The organism is Natrinema longum (genome assembly GCF_017352095.1).
Lineage (GTDB): Archaea > Halobacteriota > Halobacteria > Halobacteriales > Natrialbaceae > Natrinema > Natrinema longum.
The window spans coordinates 1,626,012-1,643,082 of sequence record NZ_CP071463.1 but is presented as its reverse complement, the minus strand read 5'-3'; the positions used below and the strand labels follow the sequence as shown (position 1 = coordinate 1,643,082).

General features: G+C 61.6%; 15 protein-coding genes and 1 pseudogene. 6 read left to right on the top strand and 10 right to left on the bottom strand.

Annotated elements, in window-relative coordinates; genetic code table 11:
- Window positions 1-67 precede the first annotated feature (67 nt).
- The 6 genes from J0X27_RS08160 to J0X27_RS08135 form a co-directional block, all read right to left on the bottom strand.
- Window positions 68-1,288, bottom strand: a complete 1,221-nt coding sequence (locus tag J0X27_RS08160; RefSeq protein WP_207271861.1) for an acyl-CoA dehydrogenase family protein — start codon at window positions 1,286-1,288, stop codon at window positions 68-70.
- Between the two features lie 24 nt (window positions 1,289-1,312).
- Window positions 1,313-2,950: a long-chain fatty acid--CoA ligase gene (locus J0X27_RS08155; RefSeq protein WP_207271860.1), complete on the bottom strand. Its 1,638-nt coding sequence runs from the start codon at window positions 2,948-2,950 to the stop codon at window positions 1,313-1,315.
- 74 nt (window positions 2,951-3,024) lie between these two features.
- A complete protein-coding gene (locus J0X27_RS08150; protein ID WP_207271859.1) occupies window positions 3,025-4,188 on the bottom strand; it encodes a CaiB/BaiF CoA transferase family protein in 1,164 nt (387 codons plus the stop codon).
- A 159-nt stretch (window positions 4,189-4,347) separates the two neighbouring features.
- A complete protein-coding gene (locus J0X27_RS08145; protein WP_207271858.1) occupies window positions 4,348-5,280 on the bottom strand; it encodes a ferritin family protein in 933 nt (310 codons plus the stop codon).
- Window positions 5,281-5,371: 91 nt separating this feature from the next.
- On the bottom strand, window positions 5,372-6,757 hold the full coding sequence (locus J0X27_RS08140) for an APC family permease (RefSeq protein WP_207271857.1): 1,386 nt from the start codon (window positions 6,755-6,757) through the stop codon (window positions 5,372-5,374).
- Entirely contained in the window at window positions 6,754-7,005 is a 252-nt protein-coding gene (locus J0X27_RS08135) for a hypothetical protein (RefSeq protein WP_207271856.1), read from the bottom strand. The genes J0X27_RS08140 and J0X27_RS08135 overlap by 4 nt, the downstream gene beginning before the upstream one ends.
- A gap of 168 nt (window positions 7,006-7,173) precedes the next feature.
- On the opposite strand from J0X27_RS08135, the gene J0X27_RS08130 reads away from it, so the two are divergent.
- Window positions 7,174-7,911, top strand: coding sequence for a 3-hydroxyacyl-CoA dehydrogenase family protein (locus J0X27_RS08130; protein WP_207271855.1), 738 nt, complete (start codon window positions 7,174-7,176; stop codon window positions 7,909-7,911).
- A gap of 496 nt (window positions 7,912-8,407) precedes the next feature.
- On the opposite strand, the gene J0X27_RS08125 is transcribed toward J0X27_RS08130, so the two are convergent.
- Complete coding sequence (locus tag J0X27_RS08125) at window positions 8,408-9,205, bottom strand: enoyl-CoA hydratase/isomerase family protein (RefSeq protein WP_207271854.1); 798 nt, start codon at window positions 9,203-9,205, stop codon at window positions 8,408-8,410.
- 862 nt (window positions 9,206-10,067) lie between these two features.
- Between J0X27_RS08125 and J0X27_RS08115 the strand changes: the two genes are divergently transcribed.
- Window positions 10,068-10,508 (top strand): hypothetical protein, encoded by a 441-nt coding sequence (locus tag J0X27_RS08115; protein ID WP_207271853.1) that lies wholly within the window; start codon window positions 10,068-10,070, stop codon window positions 10,506-10,508.
- 87 nt (window positions 10,509-10,595) lie between these two features.
- Here the strand turns inward: J0X27_RS08115 and J0X27_RS08110 are convergent.
- Both J0X27_RS08110 and J0X27_RS08105 read right to left on the bottom strand, forming a co-directional pair.
- Window positions 10,596-11,230: pseudogene (locus J0X27_RS08110) on the bottom strand (IS6 family transposase).
- A gap of 377 nt (window positions 11,231-11,607) precedes the next feature.
- Window positions 11,608-12,492, bottom strand: a complete 885-nt coding sequence (locus J0X27_RS08105) for an IS1595 family transposase (RefSeq protein ID WP_207271075.1) — start codon at window positions 12,490-12,492, stop codon at window positions 11,608-11,610.
- Window positions 12,493-12,575: 83 nt separating this feature from the next.
- On the opposite strand from J0X27_RS08105, the gene J0X27_RS08100 reads away from it, so the two are divergent.
- Window positions 12,576-13,364: a hypothetical protein gene (locus tag J0X27_RS08100; protein ID WP_207271852.1), complete on the top strand. Its 789-nt coding sequence runs from the start codon at window positions 12,576-12,578 to the stop codon at window positions 13,362-13,364.
- A gap of 47 nt (window positions 13,365-13,411) precedes the next feature.
- Here the strand turns inward: J0X27_RS08100 and J0X27_RS08095 are convergent, their stop codons facing one another.
- Entirely contained in the window at window positions 13,412-14,494 is a 1,083-nt protein-coding gene (locus J0X27_RS08095; protein ID WP_207271851.1) for an anthranilate phosphoribosyltransferase, read from the bottom strand.
- 168 nt (window positions 14,495-14,662) lie between these two features.
- Here J0X27_RS08095 and ahbB point away from each other — a divergent pair, with 168 nt between their 5' ends.
- The 3 genes from ahbB (at window position 14,663) to J0X27_RS08080 (ending at window position 17,048) form a co-directional block, all read left to right on the top strand.
- Entirely contained in the window at window positions 14,663-15,703 is a 1,041-nt protein-coding gene (ahbB, locus tag J0X27_RS08090) for a siroheme decarboxylase subunit beta (RefSeq protein WP_207271850.1), read from the top strand.
- 56 nt (window positions 15,704-15,759) lie between these two features.
- On the top strand, window positions 15,760-16,359 hold the full coding sequence (locus tag J0X27_RS08085; RefSeq protein ID WP_207271849.1) for a metal-dependent hydrolase: 600 nt from the start codon (window positions 15,760-15,762) through the stop codon (window positions 16,357-16,359).
- A 125-nt stretch (window positions 16,360-16,484) separates the two neighbouring features.
- Entirely contained in the window at window positions 16,485-17,048 is a 564-nt protein-coding gene (locus tag J0X27_RS08080; RefSeq protein WP_207271848.1) for a DUF2238 domain-containing protein, read from the top strand.
- The last annotated feature ends 23 nt before the right edge of the window (window positions 17,049-17,071 follow it).

Sequence of the window (17,071 nt, the reverse complement as noted above, 5' to 3'; positions counted from 1 at the left end):
TCCCGGTGTCCCGGTGGGACCGCAGGATAGTCGCGGTCCCACCGGCACTGACGGACAGGAGACCGTCTCAGTCCACGATCCCCATCGTCTTCGCGATCGTGTTGAGCTGAATTTCATCGGTGCCCTCGACGATCCGCAGGATCCGCGCCTGATGGACCAGGTCCATGTAGGGGTGTTCCTCTGCCAGCCCGTTGGCTCCGTGCACCTGTACGGCCGCGTCGGCGACCTCCCAGAGGACGTTCGTGGCGAACCACTTCAGCACGGACGAATCCATCACCGTCCGCACGTCTTGGGCCATCTTCCAGGCGAGTTTCAGCCCCGCCGCGTCGGCCGCGTAGGTCTTCGCCCGCCCCCGCGCGAGCTTCGCGGAGACCTGCTGGAAGTTCCCGATCGTCCGCCCGAAGGCCTCGCGCTCGGTGACGTACTCTGTCGCGTCCTCGAGCAGGTACTCCGCGTATCCCACGGCTTCGGCTCCCAACTCGAGGCGGCCAAGCGAGAGGAACTCCATCGCGGCGTAGAAGGCCTCGTCGACCTCGCCGAGCACGCGATCCTCGGGGACGCGAACGTCGTCGAGCACGATCTCGGCCTGCGTTCCCTCGGCACCGACGGCGTTGTTGTACGAGCCGAGTTCGTACTCCTCGCGCTCGAGGATAAAGCACGTAATACCGCCGTAGCGGCCGACCTCCTCCTGTGGGGTCGTCCGGGCGAACAGCTGGACGAAGTCGGCGTAGGGTGCGTTGGTGATCCACTGCTTGCGCCCGTTCAACACCCATTCGTCGCCGTCTTTCTCCGCGGTGGTCTCCATATTCGGCGAGTCCGACCCGTAGCCGGGCTCGGTCTGGGCGAACGCCGTCGACTTCTCCGCGCGGACGGTCGGCTCGAGGTACCGCTCTCGCTGCTCGCCCTCGGCCTGCAACAGGAGCGGCTTCGGCCCCTCCGGCCCGGCGAGGACGTAGCGCTCGAGGCCGCCGCCGTGGGATGCGAGGTGTTTCTTCGCCCGGTACCAGGTGACCGGCGAGACGCCCTCGCCGCCCGCGTCTTCGGGCAGGTTCATCGCGTAGAAGCCGCCCTCCGCGGATCGACGCCGTATTTCCTCGCGGGCCTCGAGCAGCTCGTCGGTCCAGCGGCCGTTCTCGTGGCGTCCTTTTCGGGGATTGGTGTACGTGTCGCCGAGTTCCTCGACGATCGGCTCGACTTCGCGCTCGATGAAGTCGTCCAGACTGTCGAGGATCAGTTCGGTCTCGTCCTCGGTGTCGAAACTCACGCCGCCTGTGGTGTTTGCTCCCATAGTGAAATACGTCGGTGGAACCGCTTACTGTTGTGGTGCCGGCTCGTCGTCTTCGGCCTCGAGGACCACGTCGAACCGGTCTCGCAGCGTCTTCTTGTCGAACTTTCCGGTCGAGGTCTTCGGAATCTCCTCGATGAACTCGTAGGAATCGGGCAGCCACCACGAGGGGAACGTCTCCGAGAGGTGGGTCTCGAGGTCGTCCGCGGTGAGTTCCGCCCCCGATCTCGAAACGACGATGGCCAGCGGCCGTTCCTGCCAGCGCTCGTGCTCGACCGCGATAACGGTGGCCTCGGTGACGTCCTCGTGGCCGATCAGTTCGTTCTCGAGTTGGACCGACGAGATCCACTCCCCGCCGGATTTGATCACGTCCTTGTCGCGGTCGACGACGTCGATGTAGCCCAGTTCGTCTCGCGTGGCGATGTCGCCGGTCCGCAGGAACCCGTCCTCGGTGAAGGCCTGCTCGTTCTCGTCCGGCCGATTGTGATAGTGATCGATCACCCAGGGGCTGCGGACCTGCAACTCGCCCATCGTCTCCCCGTCGGCGGGGACTTCGTCTCCGTCGTCATCGACGACGCGAGTCTGCATTCCCGGCACGGGCAACCCCGCCTTGGCACGGTACTCGTACTGTTCGTCGCTGGGCAGCGCCGCGGTCTCCTTCCGGAGCGTACTGAGTGTGCCAAGCGGCGAGGTCTCGGTCATCCCCCAGCCCTGGAGGATGGGCGCGTCGTACTCCTCGTCGTACTTCCGGATGAGCGATTCGGGCGGCGCGCTCCCCCCGACCGTCAGCCGATCGATGTTCGAGATGTCGACCTCGGGGTTCTCGTCCAAGAACTCGGCCATCTCGAGCCAGATCGTCGGCACCGCTGCCGAGAACGTCACGCCCTCCTCGTCGATCAGGCGGGCGATCGATTCGGGGTCGGTGTGGACCGAGGGGAAGACCTGCTTCGCGCCGACGAACGTCGCGCCGTAGGGGATCCCCCAGCCGTTGGCGTGGAACATCGGCACCACCGGGAGCACGGTGTCGCGCTCGCCGATGGCGTTCGCGTCGACGTGGCCGCCCATGACGCTGTGCAGGTACATCGCTCGGTGGGAGTAGGGGACGCCCTTGGGCAGCCCCGTGGTCCCCGAGGTGTGGCACATGCCGTACTCCGCGTCCTCGTCGATGTCGGGCCAGTCGTACGCCGTCGGTTGTCCCTCGAGCAGCGACTCGTAGTCCGTCACCGGCTCGAGGCTCGTCTCCGGGACCTCGTCGTCGAGGACGACGTACTGTTCGACCGTCTCGAGGTCGTCGGCGTTGGCCTCCACTTTCCCGATGAGACCGGGATCGACGAAGATCACTCGGTCCTCGGCGTCGTCGATCGTGTGGACGAAGTGGTGATCGGGCAGCCGCATGTTGCACATGTGGATCGACCGCTCCGAGCAGGCCGGCCCGAAGTACAGTTCGAAGTGCCGGTAGTGGTTCGTCGCGACGACGCCGACCCGATCGCCCGCCTCGAGACCGAGGTCGTCGAGCGCGCCCGCGAGCTGGTTGATCCGCTCGCCGGCGTCGGCGTACGTGTACCTGTGCGTGCTCCCGTCGGGCAGTTTCGTCACCAGTTCCCGGTCCGGGAACAGGTCGACCGCCCGCTCGAGAAGCTTGTCAAGTGTTAACTCGACACCCATCATGGTCGTCCCACCTATTCTGTCCAGTACCTTATGAGTTGGGGCGAGGACGTCCTCGTGACGGGAACGGGTCGTCAGCGGATGACGTCCGCGTCCCGAAGGGCGGCTCGCTCGGCGTCGTCGTACCCCACCGACGCGAGCAGTTCGTCGGTGTGTTCCCCCTGGTCCGGGATCGATTCGTCGTGTACTTCCGGCACGTTCGACCCTCTCGCGGGAAAGCCGATCCGCGGCGGCGCGTCCGCGGGCCGTTCGATCAGTCCGCGGGCCTCGAGCTGGGGATGCTCGAGGGCTTCGGCCGGCGTACACACCGGCCCGACCATCGTCTCCTCGCTCAGATCCGCGAGCCACGCGTCCCGCGAGCGGCTGGCGAACAGCGCCTCGAGTTCCTCGCGGACGGCGGCCAGTTCGGCGGGGTCCTCGCTCCCGTGGGCGTCGACGAGTTCCTCGCGGTCGACCTCCTCGCAGAAGGCGGTCCAGAACTTCGGCTCGAGTGCAGCGAGAGTCACGTATCGCCCGTCAGCGGTCTCGTACACGTCGTACCAGGGCTGTTCCCCGGTGAGTGGGGTCTCGCCGGGGCGGGGATCGTCGCCGGTAAGCGCCTCGTGGGCAACGGTCTGGGAAAAGGAGGCGACCACGTCGGTCATGGCCACGTCGATGTATTCGCCGCCGTTACCCAGCTCCCGCGACAGCAGCCCGCCGACGATCGAAAAGGCCGCGAACAGCCCGCCTCCGAGGTCGCCGATCTGGTAGCCCGGGAGCTGCGGTGCCATGGACTCGTCTTCGCGGGTCATGTCCAGCAGGCCCGCGACCCCGACGTAGTTGAGGTCGTGGCCCGCCCGTTCGGCGTCAGGCCCGGTCTGTCCGTAGCCGGACAGCGAGCAATAGACCAGCTCCTCGTTGTACTCGACGAGCGTCTCGTAGTCGATCTCGAGCCGGGCCGCGACGCCGGGGCGAAACCCCTCGAAGACGACGTCGGCGTCCTCGACCAGTCGGTAGAACGCGGTCCGCCCGTCCTCGGACTTGAGATCGAGGGCGATGCTTCGCTTGCCGCGATTGACGCCGTCGAAGAGCGCGCCGACGCCGCGATCGGTGGTCGGCGGCATGTGCCGTGCGTAGTCGCCCGCGTCGGTGTCCTCGACTTTGACGACGTCCGCGCCGGCGTCGGCGAGCAGTTGCGTCGCGTACGGTCCCGGAAGTAGACGGGACAGATCGAGGATTCGAACGGAATCGAGCTGCATGGTCCCACGTCCCGATCGGGTTTCAAAAACCTACCGTCGTCGAGCAGCCAGGACGGCCGTGGGGTCGGCGGTCCGTCTCGTACGGTCTCCCGTCGGTCAGTGCCGGTGGGACCGCGACTATCCTGCGATCTCACCGGGAAATCGTTACAGCAAACCGTCTCAGTCGTCGCCCTCGAGTGCGACCAGTTCGTCGACGTCCGGAATCTCCGCCGCCGCGTCGGTGATCTGTTGCATTCGATCGGTGTGTTTCTCGACCGCGTAGGCGGCCAGTTTCCCGTCCTCGAGGCCGGGGCGTTCCTCGGGGTCGTCGGGTTGAAACCGGTCGTCCTCGGTGATCCCCTGGACGAGCGGGACGAGTTCGTCGACGGTGTCCTGGATGAGTTCCGGATCGACGCCCTCGGCGATGAGCTTCTTGAGCTGGTTCATCCCGAAGCCGACGTGGCGGCCCTCGTCGCTGCGGATCTTCGTGAAGCCCTGGACGAGCCCCGGCAGATGTGGCAGGTCCTCGAACTCGCCGCCGTAGGAGGTCTGCATCCCGTAGTAGCCCGTCTGGGCCAGAATGCCCTCGACCGTGAGGTGGTAGTGACAGTACGCCTTCGCCCGGTTTTCGGGGGTATCGTCCTCGAGCAGTCGGAACTGCGCTTTCCGGTTGCGGTCGAACAGTTCGATGTAGGGCTCGTTGAACCACCGCTCGTGGCGCGGATCTGACCGCTCCCAGCCCAGTTTGTCCTCGACCGTCCAGACGACCTCCCGCCAGTAGCGGTCGAAGAAGTCCGCGTGTTTGGCCTCCTCGTACATCTGGGTCGTCAGGAACAGCTGATCGTCGATGGTATCGAGCACCGCTCCCAGCGGTGCGAGGTCCTCGGTGACCGCGTCCTCGCCCGCGCCGAACTTGGCGATGCCGTTGAGCGTTCCGTACCAGGACTCCTGATCGTACGCTTCGGCCCCGTCGATGTAGGTCAGCAGGTTCTCGACGTCCTGCTCGAGGTCGATCTCGCCGGGATCCCAGTGGCGCTCGACCGCGTTGCGATAGTATCGGTTCGACCTCGAGTCCCGATCCATCATCTCCGTTGGCGTGTACTCCGTTGCCATATACCAAGTATTGGCGAGTCGACTATTAAATGTGCGGTCGTTGTCGTCTGTGTCCGGTTCGCCTCGGTACAGGGGTGGCTCAGTTCGGCGATCAGTCGTCGCGCTCGCCGGTGTCGTCGCCGACTCGCTCGTGGACGGCGAGGGTGGTCATCGTCCGATAGAGCTCGATCCGATCGATTTTCCGGAGTCGGTATCGATAGTAGCCGTACGCGACGGCGAACCAGCCGATGAGGACGACGCCGACGACGGGTCGCTGGGAGAGCGTGACGAGCCAGAACGCGCCGGTGACGATCGCGCCGCCGAGCACCGCAGCCAAGAGCCCGCGGTAGCGCCGGAGTCGAAACGGCGCGGTGGCGTAGTGGTCGGGGAACTCGCGGGGCAGGTTCCAGAGGCCGATCGCACAGAAGAAGTAGGCGGTGAGACTGGCCAGTCCGATGAACGCGGAGAGACCGACGATCTCGTCGGCGAGGGGAACGAGCAGGAACGGCGGCACGCCGAGGACGGCGACGGCGTAGTGTGGCGTGTCGAAGCGCGGGTGAATCCGGGACAGCGACGCCGGGAGCACGCCGTCGCGACTCGCGCGCATGAGCGTTCGGGAGAAGACGAGCAGCGTCGTGTTCACCGTGGTGACGACCGCGAAGATCGCGCCCGCGGCGACGACGTACTCGCCCCACCACGGGAGGAATCGCGAGGCGGCGAGTGCGAGATCTGCTTCGTTGCCCAACTGCGTGTACGGGACGACGCCGACGAGGACGGCGATGAGCGCGACGTAGAACAGCGCGACGATGCCGATACCGAGCCCCAAAACGAGCGGGATCGTCCGTCCGGGGTTCTCGATTTCCTCGCCGAGTTCGACCAGTAACCCGAACCCGAGGAACGGGTAGAACAGCGCAACGACGGCAAGAGCGAAGGCCCCGTAGTCCGGAAAGAACGGCGCGTAATTGGCGGTCTCGACCGCACTCGCGCCGGGGAGGATGAACGTCAGGAGGGCGAGTAGGAGGCCGACGAAGCAGACGATCTGCACCTGCGCGACGACCCTGAGTCCGATCAGGTTGACGAACAGGACGAACCCGAGCAAGACGTAGACGAGCACCATCGACGGGAGGTCGAAGAAGATGCGGGTGTATTCGGCGAAGCCGGTCGCCGTGATCAGCAGCGACGCCCACGCGACGAGGGGGATCGTGAACGGCACCAGGAATCCCCAGTAGGGTGCCGTGAGCCGAGAGATGTAGACGTACAGGCCGCCGGCGACCGGCATCGCCGAGCCCAACACGGCGTTGTACAACACGACGAACCCCGCCGGGATCGCTGCGAGGGCGATCGCCAGGACGACCGCCGGTCCCGCACTCCCCGCCAGCGGTCCCGGCAGGACGAATATCGGGACCGAAATCGCGTTCCCGACCAGTAACGCCAGGACGCCGACGATGCCGATACTCGAGGGAAGCCGCTCGGACGCACCGTCACTGCCCCCGCTCATTCCGTCGACGCGCGGGCGGCCCGCCGCCGACGGATCGCGGCGTCGCGAACCCGCCGGCCGAGGGCGAATCCGACGACGCCGCCGAGGACGGGCGCGACGAAGAGCAACGCCTCGAGGGTCACCAACGGGAGGACGATTCCGAGTCCGAGCCCGACCACCAGTCCTCCCTCGGGGTACTGTGCCGCGGCCACTTCGCGCTCGACGTCGTCCATCTCCGCGGGATCGTCCCGATACTGTCCGATCGCCATGTCACGGCCTACCATATGAAGGGTGAAATACGTTCGGGTGGCTGACATCTGCTGTGATCGGCGACCCGACTGCGGTTTCCACACCTGCTGGTGTCGCCGGCGGAGCCGATCGGCCACGGGATATCCCCCTCGACAAGAACTAAGTCAGTACCTGTGAAGGTTGCTGGCATGGCACGAAAGCGTGCTGCCGTCGTCGGCGGCGGCATCATGGGCGCCGGTATCGCACAGGTACTCGCACGGAACGGCTACGAGGTTGCGATCCGCGAGATAAACGAGGAACTGGCCGGGGAGGCCCGTGAACGGGTCGTCTCGGGCAACTACGGCCTCGACGACGCCGTCGAGGGCGGCTACCTCTCCGAGGACGAGAAAGCCGACGTTCTCGAGCGACTGTCGTTCACGACGGACCTCGACGAGGCGACGAACGGCACGGATTTCGTCATCGAGGCGGTCACGGAGGACCTCGCGATCAAGGGGCAGGTCTTCCGCGAGCTGGACGAGGTGACCGACGACCAGCCGCTGTATTCGAATACGAGCGGGTTTTCCGTGACGTCGATCGCGAACGGCGTCTCCGATCCCTCGCGGGTCGCGGTCACACACTTCTTCAACCCGGTGCCGGTCATGTCGATGGTCGAGATCGTCCAGGCTCCCCAGACCGACGCGGCCGTCGTCGAGCGGGCCGAGGACCTCGTCGACGAACTCGGAAAGACGAGCGTCACCATCGACGACGCGCCCGGCACCTACGGCTTCCTCGCCAACCGCTGCCACGCGGCGATGCGCGAGGAGGCCCAGAAGATCGTCGACGAAGGGATCGCGACCGAAGAGCAGGTCGACAAAGCGCTCGAGGAGGGGTACAACCTCCCCGTCGGCCCGTTCTCGCTGCGCGGCATCGGCGAAGAGTGGGACTGACGGCTCGGTTCCTCGAGTCGCTGCGAATGGTCGTCTCGTTCTGGACTGACCAACCGGCTGCGGTGGCGCGCGCTGTGTCGCGGTGAGGACTGCGAGGGCTGAGCGGAGCGAAGCCCTCGGAGACACGAGCGGTGACCAGCGGGAACCGCGAGTCGGAACGAACCGCGACACAACCTTGCGCGAGGGATGAGCGACCGACTGAACGGAGGGAGCGAATCGGCTGGGGAGGGTGTGGCCACTCCCTGCTGCCACGATAGCAAGGCGCTCTCTGTCGTCGGTCCCGAACGAAAAAAGAGGGGACGGGTGTCCCACTACCGTGACAACATGGACTTACCACGCCCTCCCCAACCGATTCGCTCACTCACTCGCGTTCGTTCGCTCATCCCTCGCGCAACGTCGTCGACTGCCCTCGCTGTCACTCGGGCAGCCGACAGCGCACGCCACCGCAGGTTGCGAAATCGATCCGAAGTGGGACGCCGTCCGTTCGTCTTCCCCGCTACTTCCCTTCGAATTCGGGCTCGCGGTCCTCGGCGAACGCCGCCGCGCCCTCCGCGTGGTCCTCGGTCTCGAGGAGTCGCTTGAAGAGCTGGTAGTCGTACTCCAGTCCCTCCTCGAGGCCGGAGTGAACCGCCATATCGGCGGACTTCTTGATCCCCTGAATCGCCAGCGGGGCCTGCCCGGCGAGGTCGGTGACGAACGCGTCCACCTCGTCTTCGAACTCGTCGTCGGGATAGACGTGGTTGACGATGCCCTCCTCGTCCGCCCGCGCCGCGGAGATGTGCTCGCCGGTCATCGCGAGCTCCTTCGCGACGGCGGGGCTGGCCAGTTTGCTGACGTACTGCACGCCGCCGGCACCGGGGAGGATCCCGAGGTTGACTTCGGGGAAGCCAAAGGTGGACCCCTCGCTCGCCAGTCGGAAGTCACAGGCAAGCGCGGTCTCGAGGCCACCGCCCAGACAGTAGCCGTCGATCTTCGCGATCACGGGCGCGGGGAAGTCCCGGATGACGTCGTAGTGGGAGCGGGTCGAGGAGCCGCCCGCTGACTCGTCGGAGAAGCCGCCGATGTCGGCCCCTGCACAGAAGGCTTTCTCGCCGGCCCCCTCGAGCACCACTGCTCGCAAGGCGACGCCCTCGTCGTCCTCGTTTCGCGCCTCGAGGGCCTCGAGTCCCGCGATAATGTCGTCCCTGAGCTGGCCGTTCAGCGCGTTCAGCGCGTCCGGCCGGTTCATCGTGAGGGTTCCGACACCGCGTTCGTCGTCGAACTCAACCAGGACGGTGTCCAGTGATTCGTCCATAGACGGTGGTCACGGGCAACGATCAAAAAATTCACTATTAACTACTACATAAAAACATAATATTAAGTAGTGTATAGTTATTAGTATTGTCTAGTTGAGCCAGTCTGAGTAGGGGGCTAGTCGGAAAGTTGAGTTGGTTGATGCTCGCAAGCCTGTTCAGCGAGAACTGTGAGGCGGATTCAGAAAACCTTGGGAGAACAAGCGGATGGAGATGCCCGTTAGGACGTTCGCCGTCTGCCTCCATCACACTGGTTATTTCCTTTAGGAAACAACAACTCTTGGCGAATCAGGTGTTGAACGCCTCCTGGAGCAGTTTAGGACTGGTTCATCGGCTAGTTGACAGTAGACACGACCCGCCGATGGCGACGCCGTCGCAGGTCACTATCAACGAAACTGCTGTCAAGATCAGCACCGAGGTGTATTGACTATAATACATTATTTAGGATAAGCTAATCTCGATGCTACGTTGTTTAGTCGACATAGAACTGATTTGGCGGCTGCATTTCTGCAGAAACTCTGCAAGAAAGACGATCTCTCCAAGGCGGAGTCTCTCGTCGATCAATTCAGCTATCAGACTACCCTCTTCTGGGTAGGGCTGAATGGTCGGGTCTACTGTACCGAAACCTCATGGAAAAGTGGTCATGTACACTCAAAACGCGAATTGACGCTTTCATAATTCAATGGGACAGTCGGGCGGGCGTCCGAGTGTAGCATTGGACAATTTATGCTCCACTATAAATATCAAAAATAATATGTTAGTAGGAAAGTGACGGCTGCGGAGGTGTAGAAATAGTTAGTGACGATTCCTCTATAGGATTAAGTCAAATATAAGTCTTCAAAGCTGGAATTCATAACTACGAAAATGAATAGTCGTCGCAAATTTGGACAACTCTTTGGATCAGCACTCTTGTTCCCTATAACGGGTTGTACGCTCAATAGCGGTGCTTCAAAAGTGGAAATTGATGAGATATCTGTGGGCAATGCGGATTTAACATCACACCGCATTCACGTCTTGCTTCTTGAGGGAGGGGAGCCAGTGTATTGGCATTCAATGGAAGTAGAAGCATTTTCTGAGGCAGAAAATCGCCTTGGCGGCGGTGAAGTAAACGGATATCCTACTGATCCTGGACGTTATACTTTATATGTCTGGAAAAATAACCAATCACGCTCAAAGTGGTCAGAATATAATCTTAGTAAGCATAAATCTTCGTGTGTAAAGATACTTATTCTAGTTGGTAACAGAAGGGAAGGAAAAATTGAGATAAGAGTTTCAACTGACTGTCCGGGTGAAAGTACCGATTGACGTTCGTATTGGCTGATCCTCTATTCCGTCCATTGACCACTTTACATTATTATTTCATAGTGAGCATTATGTCTATGGGGGTAGTGTTCAGATAAGCTGATTCCATGCGAAGCTGAACGATCTGAGCCAGTCGTCGGCAGTTTCTGCTTCGGCATTACTAAAGCAGTTTGAGAAACAGAGAGTTCGTCGTTTTATCTCTCGAAAGACACGTTCAACAGCGTTCCGATTTCCATGTTTCTCGTATCTGAAATCGAAGCCGTGACGCTGACATGCATCTTATAACGAATGTGATCCATCGACGAGAAACACGGCGTCGGAGACATCGTGTTTCTCGGAGAGTTCCGTAAGAAAGAATGAGCGAGAACCTTCGTTGTTGTCGGCTCAAGCTTTGTATGGAGCAATTCGTTTGTCTTGGGATCAACTGCGGCGTACAGCCAATACTGCTCATTATTCAGTTGGATCACAGTCTCGTCAACCGCAACGTGATCCGGACACCGATCAGATTCGGGCTGTAGATCGGCCTTGTGTACCCAATTGTGAACGGTGGATCGAGCACGTTCGACACCGAATATCTCAAGAATAGAAACAGTATTCGAAAGCGAAAATCCCGCGAGATGCAGCTGAATACTGAGCTTCATCAGCAATCGCGGTGTCGCTTCTCGTTCAACAAACTCTAAGTTGATCTCGTCTAAACAACCATTGAGGCGGTCGTTTTCGGGCATAGATCACTCAGAAAACGAACCGTCTCATCCTTCATCCTTATCTGAACACCGCCTCTATGGGGGTGTGAAAAACTATTAATGGAAGCCGATTGTGTTTTATCGATATCCTCTCGTTCTGATATATGGTCTTAATTCTCAGGACACCCCATTATTTTTCTCCAGAGGTAATATATAATAACTAGTGGTTTGAATGCCGAAATGAGGAATCTGATAAGAACATCTATCGGAGAAAAGTACTAGCAACAACCGCTGTTTCAGCAGGTGCTTTAGCAGGAATTACTGGCTCAGTTTCCGCTGACAACTGCAAACCCGAATGGGCAAACGGAGGAGACCCGGACGATTTTGATTATACGCTCTTGCGTAGTTCATTGTTGATTTCAGAGTGTTGCTCGAATAGCGTGTTTGAGTGCGTCTCGTCCCGGTTTTCGATATAGTTCTCGGCGAAGCTGGAACGCTCTGAGATACTGTGTCAGCTTATCTTTCGAGATACCTCGATGCGGCGAGAGCCACCGTCGCGTCAGCGACGCGTGGCTCTCGCAGGTATTGACGTGGACCTCTTCGTCGGCGTATTCACCGTCACCGTGGACGACGTATTCACGGGTGAATGCGTCGTCCGCTTCGAGTGGCTCGTACGCTCGAAAGCCGTCAGTATAGACAGTCAACGACTCCTCTTGGCGGTCTGCCAAGAGGAGTCGAATCGTCGACTCGTTGGCGGCTTTCGCTGGGATTACGTACCGCTGTCCTGTGCCGCGATCAGCGAGAATGAACACGGGTGGCTTGTCGCCGTCGTATGAACCTCGCCCACGCGTGGACAGGCCACGCGAGCGCGACTCCTGGTCGCGCTCGCGGCCTTTCTTCCCGGCAGAAACGTACACTTCATCGATTTCGACCGGGCCGACAAGATCGAGAGAAGGCGCATCGAGCGCTCTGGCGAAGCGCTCGATGCGCCGGTGCATCGTTTTGTGTGTGACCTCGATTTCGCACTGGAGTTGTCGGAGACTCGTGTTAAACCGGAGAAACGCGTAGATCGAGAACAGCCACCGGCGGAGTACAACCTTCGAGTGAGCGAAAATCGTGCCCGTCTTGTCGTTGAACGTGCGGTCGCAATCCTTACAGAGATACCGTTGGAACTCTCTGTAGCTGCCGTTTCTGACCGTTCGGTCAGAACGGCAGCGGGGACAGGTAACACCGTCACGCCAGCGAACCTGCTGCAACAGGTCCGCTGCGACCGATTCCGACCCAAACACATCGAGTGGAATCATTCGTGTCGGGCACCGCTGACGCGGTGCCCTTGTCCTCTTTGACTTCACAGCGACCGCTCAGCAGTATCAACAATCTCCTACGGATGAGCGTTGATTATAAATTTAAAATTGATACGGAAAAAGACACAGATGAAGAAGGTGATAGAAGTATGGTGAGTGGTTTGTTCCTCCTACATCATAAGAAACTAGGAGAAGATAATCTCTTCCACTTAGGAGTTGCGGGATATGGAGAGATAGGTTGCGATTATATCGACGGTACAATCTCCGGACACGGCGTGAATGTTAATTGCAAGACTGGATCGTTATATCCAAGCGCTGATCGGAGAGCAATGTTAGTAGCTCCCGAAACAGAGAGTGCGGACGCTCCTGATATCGATCCAGATTTGAGTTGGACTGTTTTCTCAAGTATTGTTGGCGCTATTAATCCATATACTTCGGCTGCCGTTGCTGCCGCGAACATAGCAAAGGCATTAGCGTTTGATGACACAGCTGAAGATATAAATAACTCCAAAGATTATTTCTGGCAGTATGATCCACCTGAACAGAGTCATGCAGCTGCGCATTATGTTGACTTCTTTGTACTAGCACCTCAGGACGGAAAAGTAGAGATAACCGATATGTTCACTGAATATGGTGCTGCAAATTGCGATTCAGCTATTGACACAGATCCTGTCTGTGATGAAAATTATACTGTGAAAACAAAAAATGAATATGATATATACACGAGTTATCTGTACCCTGTCCCAGCAGAAGAGGGAAGTAGAACAGGAGAAAAGCTCTCTGAAGAAGAGATGGATGAATTGGGTATTCCAGACGAGATAAGAGACAAGGGCCCAATTTACGATACAAACGAGACAGCCACTATCTCCTAGTACCGCTCACAATATTATCCACGAAGAAGGGGAAGAGAGAATATCTATTAGAATGCCCGCAACTCCTCGAGGACGGCCTGTGCGCTGCCGTCGGCGATGACCTCGCGGGCCTGCTCGAGGCCCTCCGCCAGGCTGTCGACGTCCTGTCGGGCGTACATCCGGAACGCGCCGTTGAGGGCGATCGCGTCGGCGAAGTGGTCCTCGCGCTCGCCGCCGAGCACCGCTTCGGTGATCGACGCGGAGTCGGCCGCCATGTCGTCGACGGCGAGGTCGTCTCGCTCCATGTCCATCCCGTATTCGGCGGTCTCGATCTCGTAGTCCTCGAAGGATTCGTCGCCGTCGTCGCCGACCTGATCCCACTCCGCGACCTTGGTGTAGCCGGGGCGGATGTCGTCGTAGCCTTCCATTCCCTGGAAGAAGATGGCTCGCGTGTAGTCGAGGCGATCGCTTTCCTTGATCAAGTCGGTCAGCTTCTTCGCGAACGCGAGGTGGTAGAACGAGCCCAGGTGGACATCGGCGTTCGCCGGGTTGGCCACCGTCTCGATCGTGTTGACGAACGTCCGGACACCCATCTCGTCGCGGCGGTCGAAGAGGTCGTCGATCCCGGGGTTGAACGCGGGCTGGTAGTAGAAGCCAAAACCGGTCTCGTCGACCATGTCGGCGCTTTCGGTCGGCTCGAGTTCGGTGCGAACGCCGAGTTCCTCGAGGACGTGTTTGTACGCCGTCGCGTTCTGGGAGGGAACGTAGTCGCCGGAGTGGACGACGACCGGCGTGCCCGCGGCGGCGGCGACGACGCCGGCACCGACGCCGAGAATCGCGGACGTATCCTTGCCGTCGTAGTTCGCGCCGCAGTCGACCGGATCGGCGTCGGGCTCGGCGGTGACGACCGACTCCTCGCGCATGACGTCGGTGTAGGCCGCTAGCTCCTCGGGGTTGTTCCGCTTCCAGCGGTTGGCCAACCAGAACGCGCCGAGGGTCGTCTCGTCGGGCTCACCGGCGAGAATCCGCTGGAAGGCCTCGCGTGCCTGCTCGCGACTCATGTCGTCGGCGGATTTGGGACCCGACCCGACGACCTCCGTCATCAGGCGTTTCAACGGCCATTCGCCGAATTCCTGTGTTGCCTGCGCCATGTGTGCGCGTTGGGACGCACGGCGCAAAAACCCCCCGTTTTCGGTATTTTTGCCCCGTCGAATGACGGGTCTTCGACCGGTGGTGGGACGGAGTACCAAGATTTTAACCGTTTCCAGTCGCCGGGGAGACCCGAAAACGATACGAGCCTCTTCTCCCTAGGACAACCAATGAGTACCCTGTCGGGGAACTGGCGTGAGGCCATCGACGACGTGGACGCGGCGCTGATCGACGGCTATCAGAGCGGCTTCCCGGTCGCGGAGCGTCCGTTCCGGCGTCTCGCGACCGACCTCGAGATCGACGAATCGGCTGCGGTCGACCGGGTCCGCGCGCTCCGGGAAGCGGGGATCGTCCGCCGGTTCGGTGCCGTTCTCAATCCGCCCGTCATCGGCTCGTCGACGCTCGCCGCGGTTCAGGCACCGGCGGATCGATTCGACGAGGTCGCGGGGATCATCAACGACTACCGGCAGGTCAACCACAACTACGCCCGCGACCACGAGTGGAACATGTGGTTCGTCGTCACCGCCGGCTCGCAGACGGCTCGCGACGAGATCCTCGCCGATATCGAAGACCGCACGGGCTGTGACGTGCTGAACCTGCCGATGCTGACCGATTACTACATCGATCTCGAGTTTCCCGTCGTCAACGGCGATCGGTTCGCACGCGAATCCCTCGAGGAGCGAACGGACTCCTCGGCGACCCGGATCAGCGAGGCGGCGACGGGGGATCTCTCGGCGCTCGAGGCCGAACTGCTCCTCGAGATCCAGGACGGGTTCCCGCTGTCGACCACGCCCTACCGGGATATCGCCGACGAACTCGGCTACGCCGTCGCGGACGTGCTCGCGGCCGTCGAACGCCTGCTCGAGACGGGTTGTATCAAGCGGATCGGCTGCGTGATCAACCACGTCGTGACCGGCTTCGACGCCAACTGCATGGTCGTCTGGGACGTCCCCGACGACGAACTCGACGCGCGGGGTGAGCGGGCCGGTGGGCTGCCCTACGTCACGCTGTGTTACCACCGGCCCCGCCGGCCCGATCAGGACTGGCCGTACAACCTGTTCACGATGATCCACGGGCGCGACCCCGAGGCCGTCGACGCAAAGATCGACGAACTCGCCACCGACTACCTCCCCGTCGACCACGAGCGGCTCTATTCGACGGAAACGCTGAAGCAGACCGGCGCGCGCTACGACGATCTGGTCGGGCCGTAGCGTCGCTCGCAGGCTGGGAAACGTATTTCACCTTCCGTCGCTTACGAAAGGTCACGATGATGGCGACAACCCACGCGCTGTTGGGGCTGGTGCTCGCGCTTCCCATAGTGATGATCGCCCCGGAACTCGCACCGGTCGCGTTCGTCGCGGGGTTCGTCGGTGGACTGGCCCCCGACCTCGACCTCTATACCGGCCACCGGAAGACGCTTCACTACCCCGTGTACGCGTCGGTCGCGACGGCTCCGGCACTGGCCCTCGCAGCGCTCGTACCCTCCCCCATAACGGTCGCGATCGCCGTCGGGCTTGCGGCCGCGGCGCTTCACGCCGTCGCGGACGTCTTCGGGAGCGGTCTCGAGCTCCGGCCCTGGAACGGTGCCTCCGAGCGGGCGGTGTTCAGTCACTACCACGGCCGCTGGATCCGCCCCCGGCGGTGGATCCGGTACGACGGGTCCCCCGAAGACCTCCTCTTGACCGGGCTCGCGGCGGTGCCACTCGTCGCGCTCGGCGGCGACCGCGTGGCCGCGCTCGCGATCGCCTTCGTCGCGGTGTCTGCCGTCTACGTCCTGTTGCGAAAATCGCTGGCGACCGTCGCGGAGCGGCTGGTCGCCCTCCTTCCGGCGTCGGCCCGCCCCTACGTCCCGGCGCGGTATCTGTAGCCCCGACCGGTCACGGCTCGCGGCGGGCCACGGCTCGCGGCGGGCTCGATTTCCACGGATCGAACGCGGCGCGAACACGGCATCTTTATGCGCGACGAACAGTATCGGTATCAAACGATTCCGCAATGATACGAGAGCAGACGGCCGAACGCGGCGTTCGATGCGCGCTCGTCGCCGTGTTCGTCGCCGGCGTACGCCGACGCGATCCGGGTGCGATCGTCAACGCCGTCGTGGCGTTCGCCGCGACGTACGTGCCCCGAATCGTCGAACGCGTCTACGGACTCGAGTTCCGACCGTGGCAACGCGCGTACGCCGCGGTCGCGATGCTCACCCACGCGATCGGAATGCTCGGGCCCTACGACGACGTCTGGTGGTGGGACCACCTGACACACGCTCACTCGGCGACGCTCGTGGGCAGCGCAGCGTTCGTGGCTGCTCGTCGTCGCGGCGACGACCCCCGCCCGCGCGTCGTCGCCGTCGTCGCCGTCGCCGGCCTCTGCTGGGAACTCCTCGAGTACGCGATCCACGCGATAGCGAACCGTCTCGGACTCGAACCGGTACTGGTCACCTACGGCAAGACTGACACGGCGCTCGACCTCCTCTTCAACCTCGTCGGTGCCGTCCTCGTCCTCCTGCTTGGCGATTACGCCCTCGAGAACGTCGTTCGCCCGCCCCGTACCGGCCGATGAGACGCCGCCGCTCGTCTCGGTGA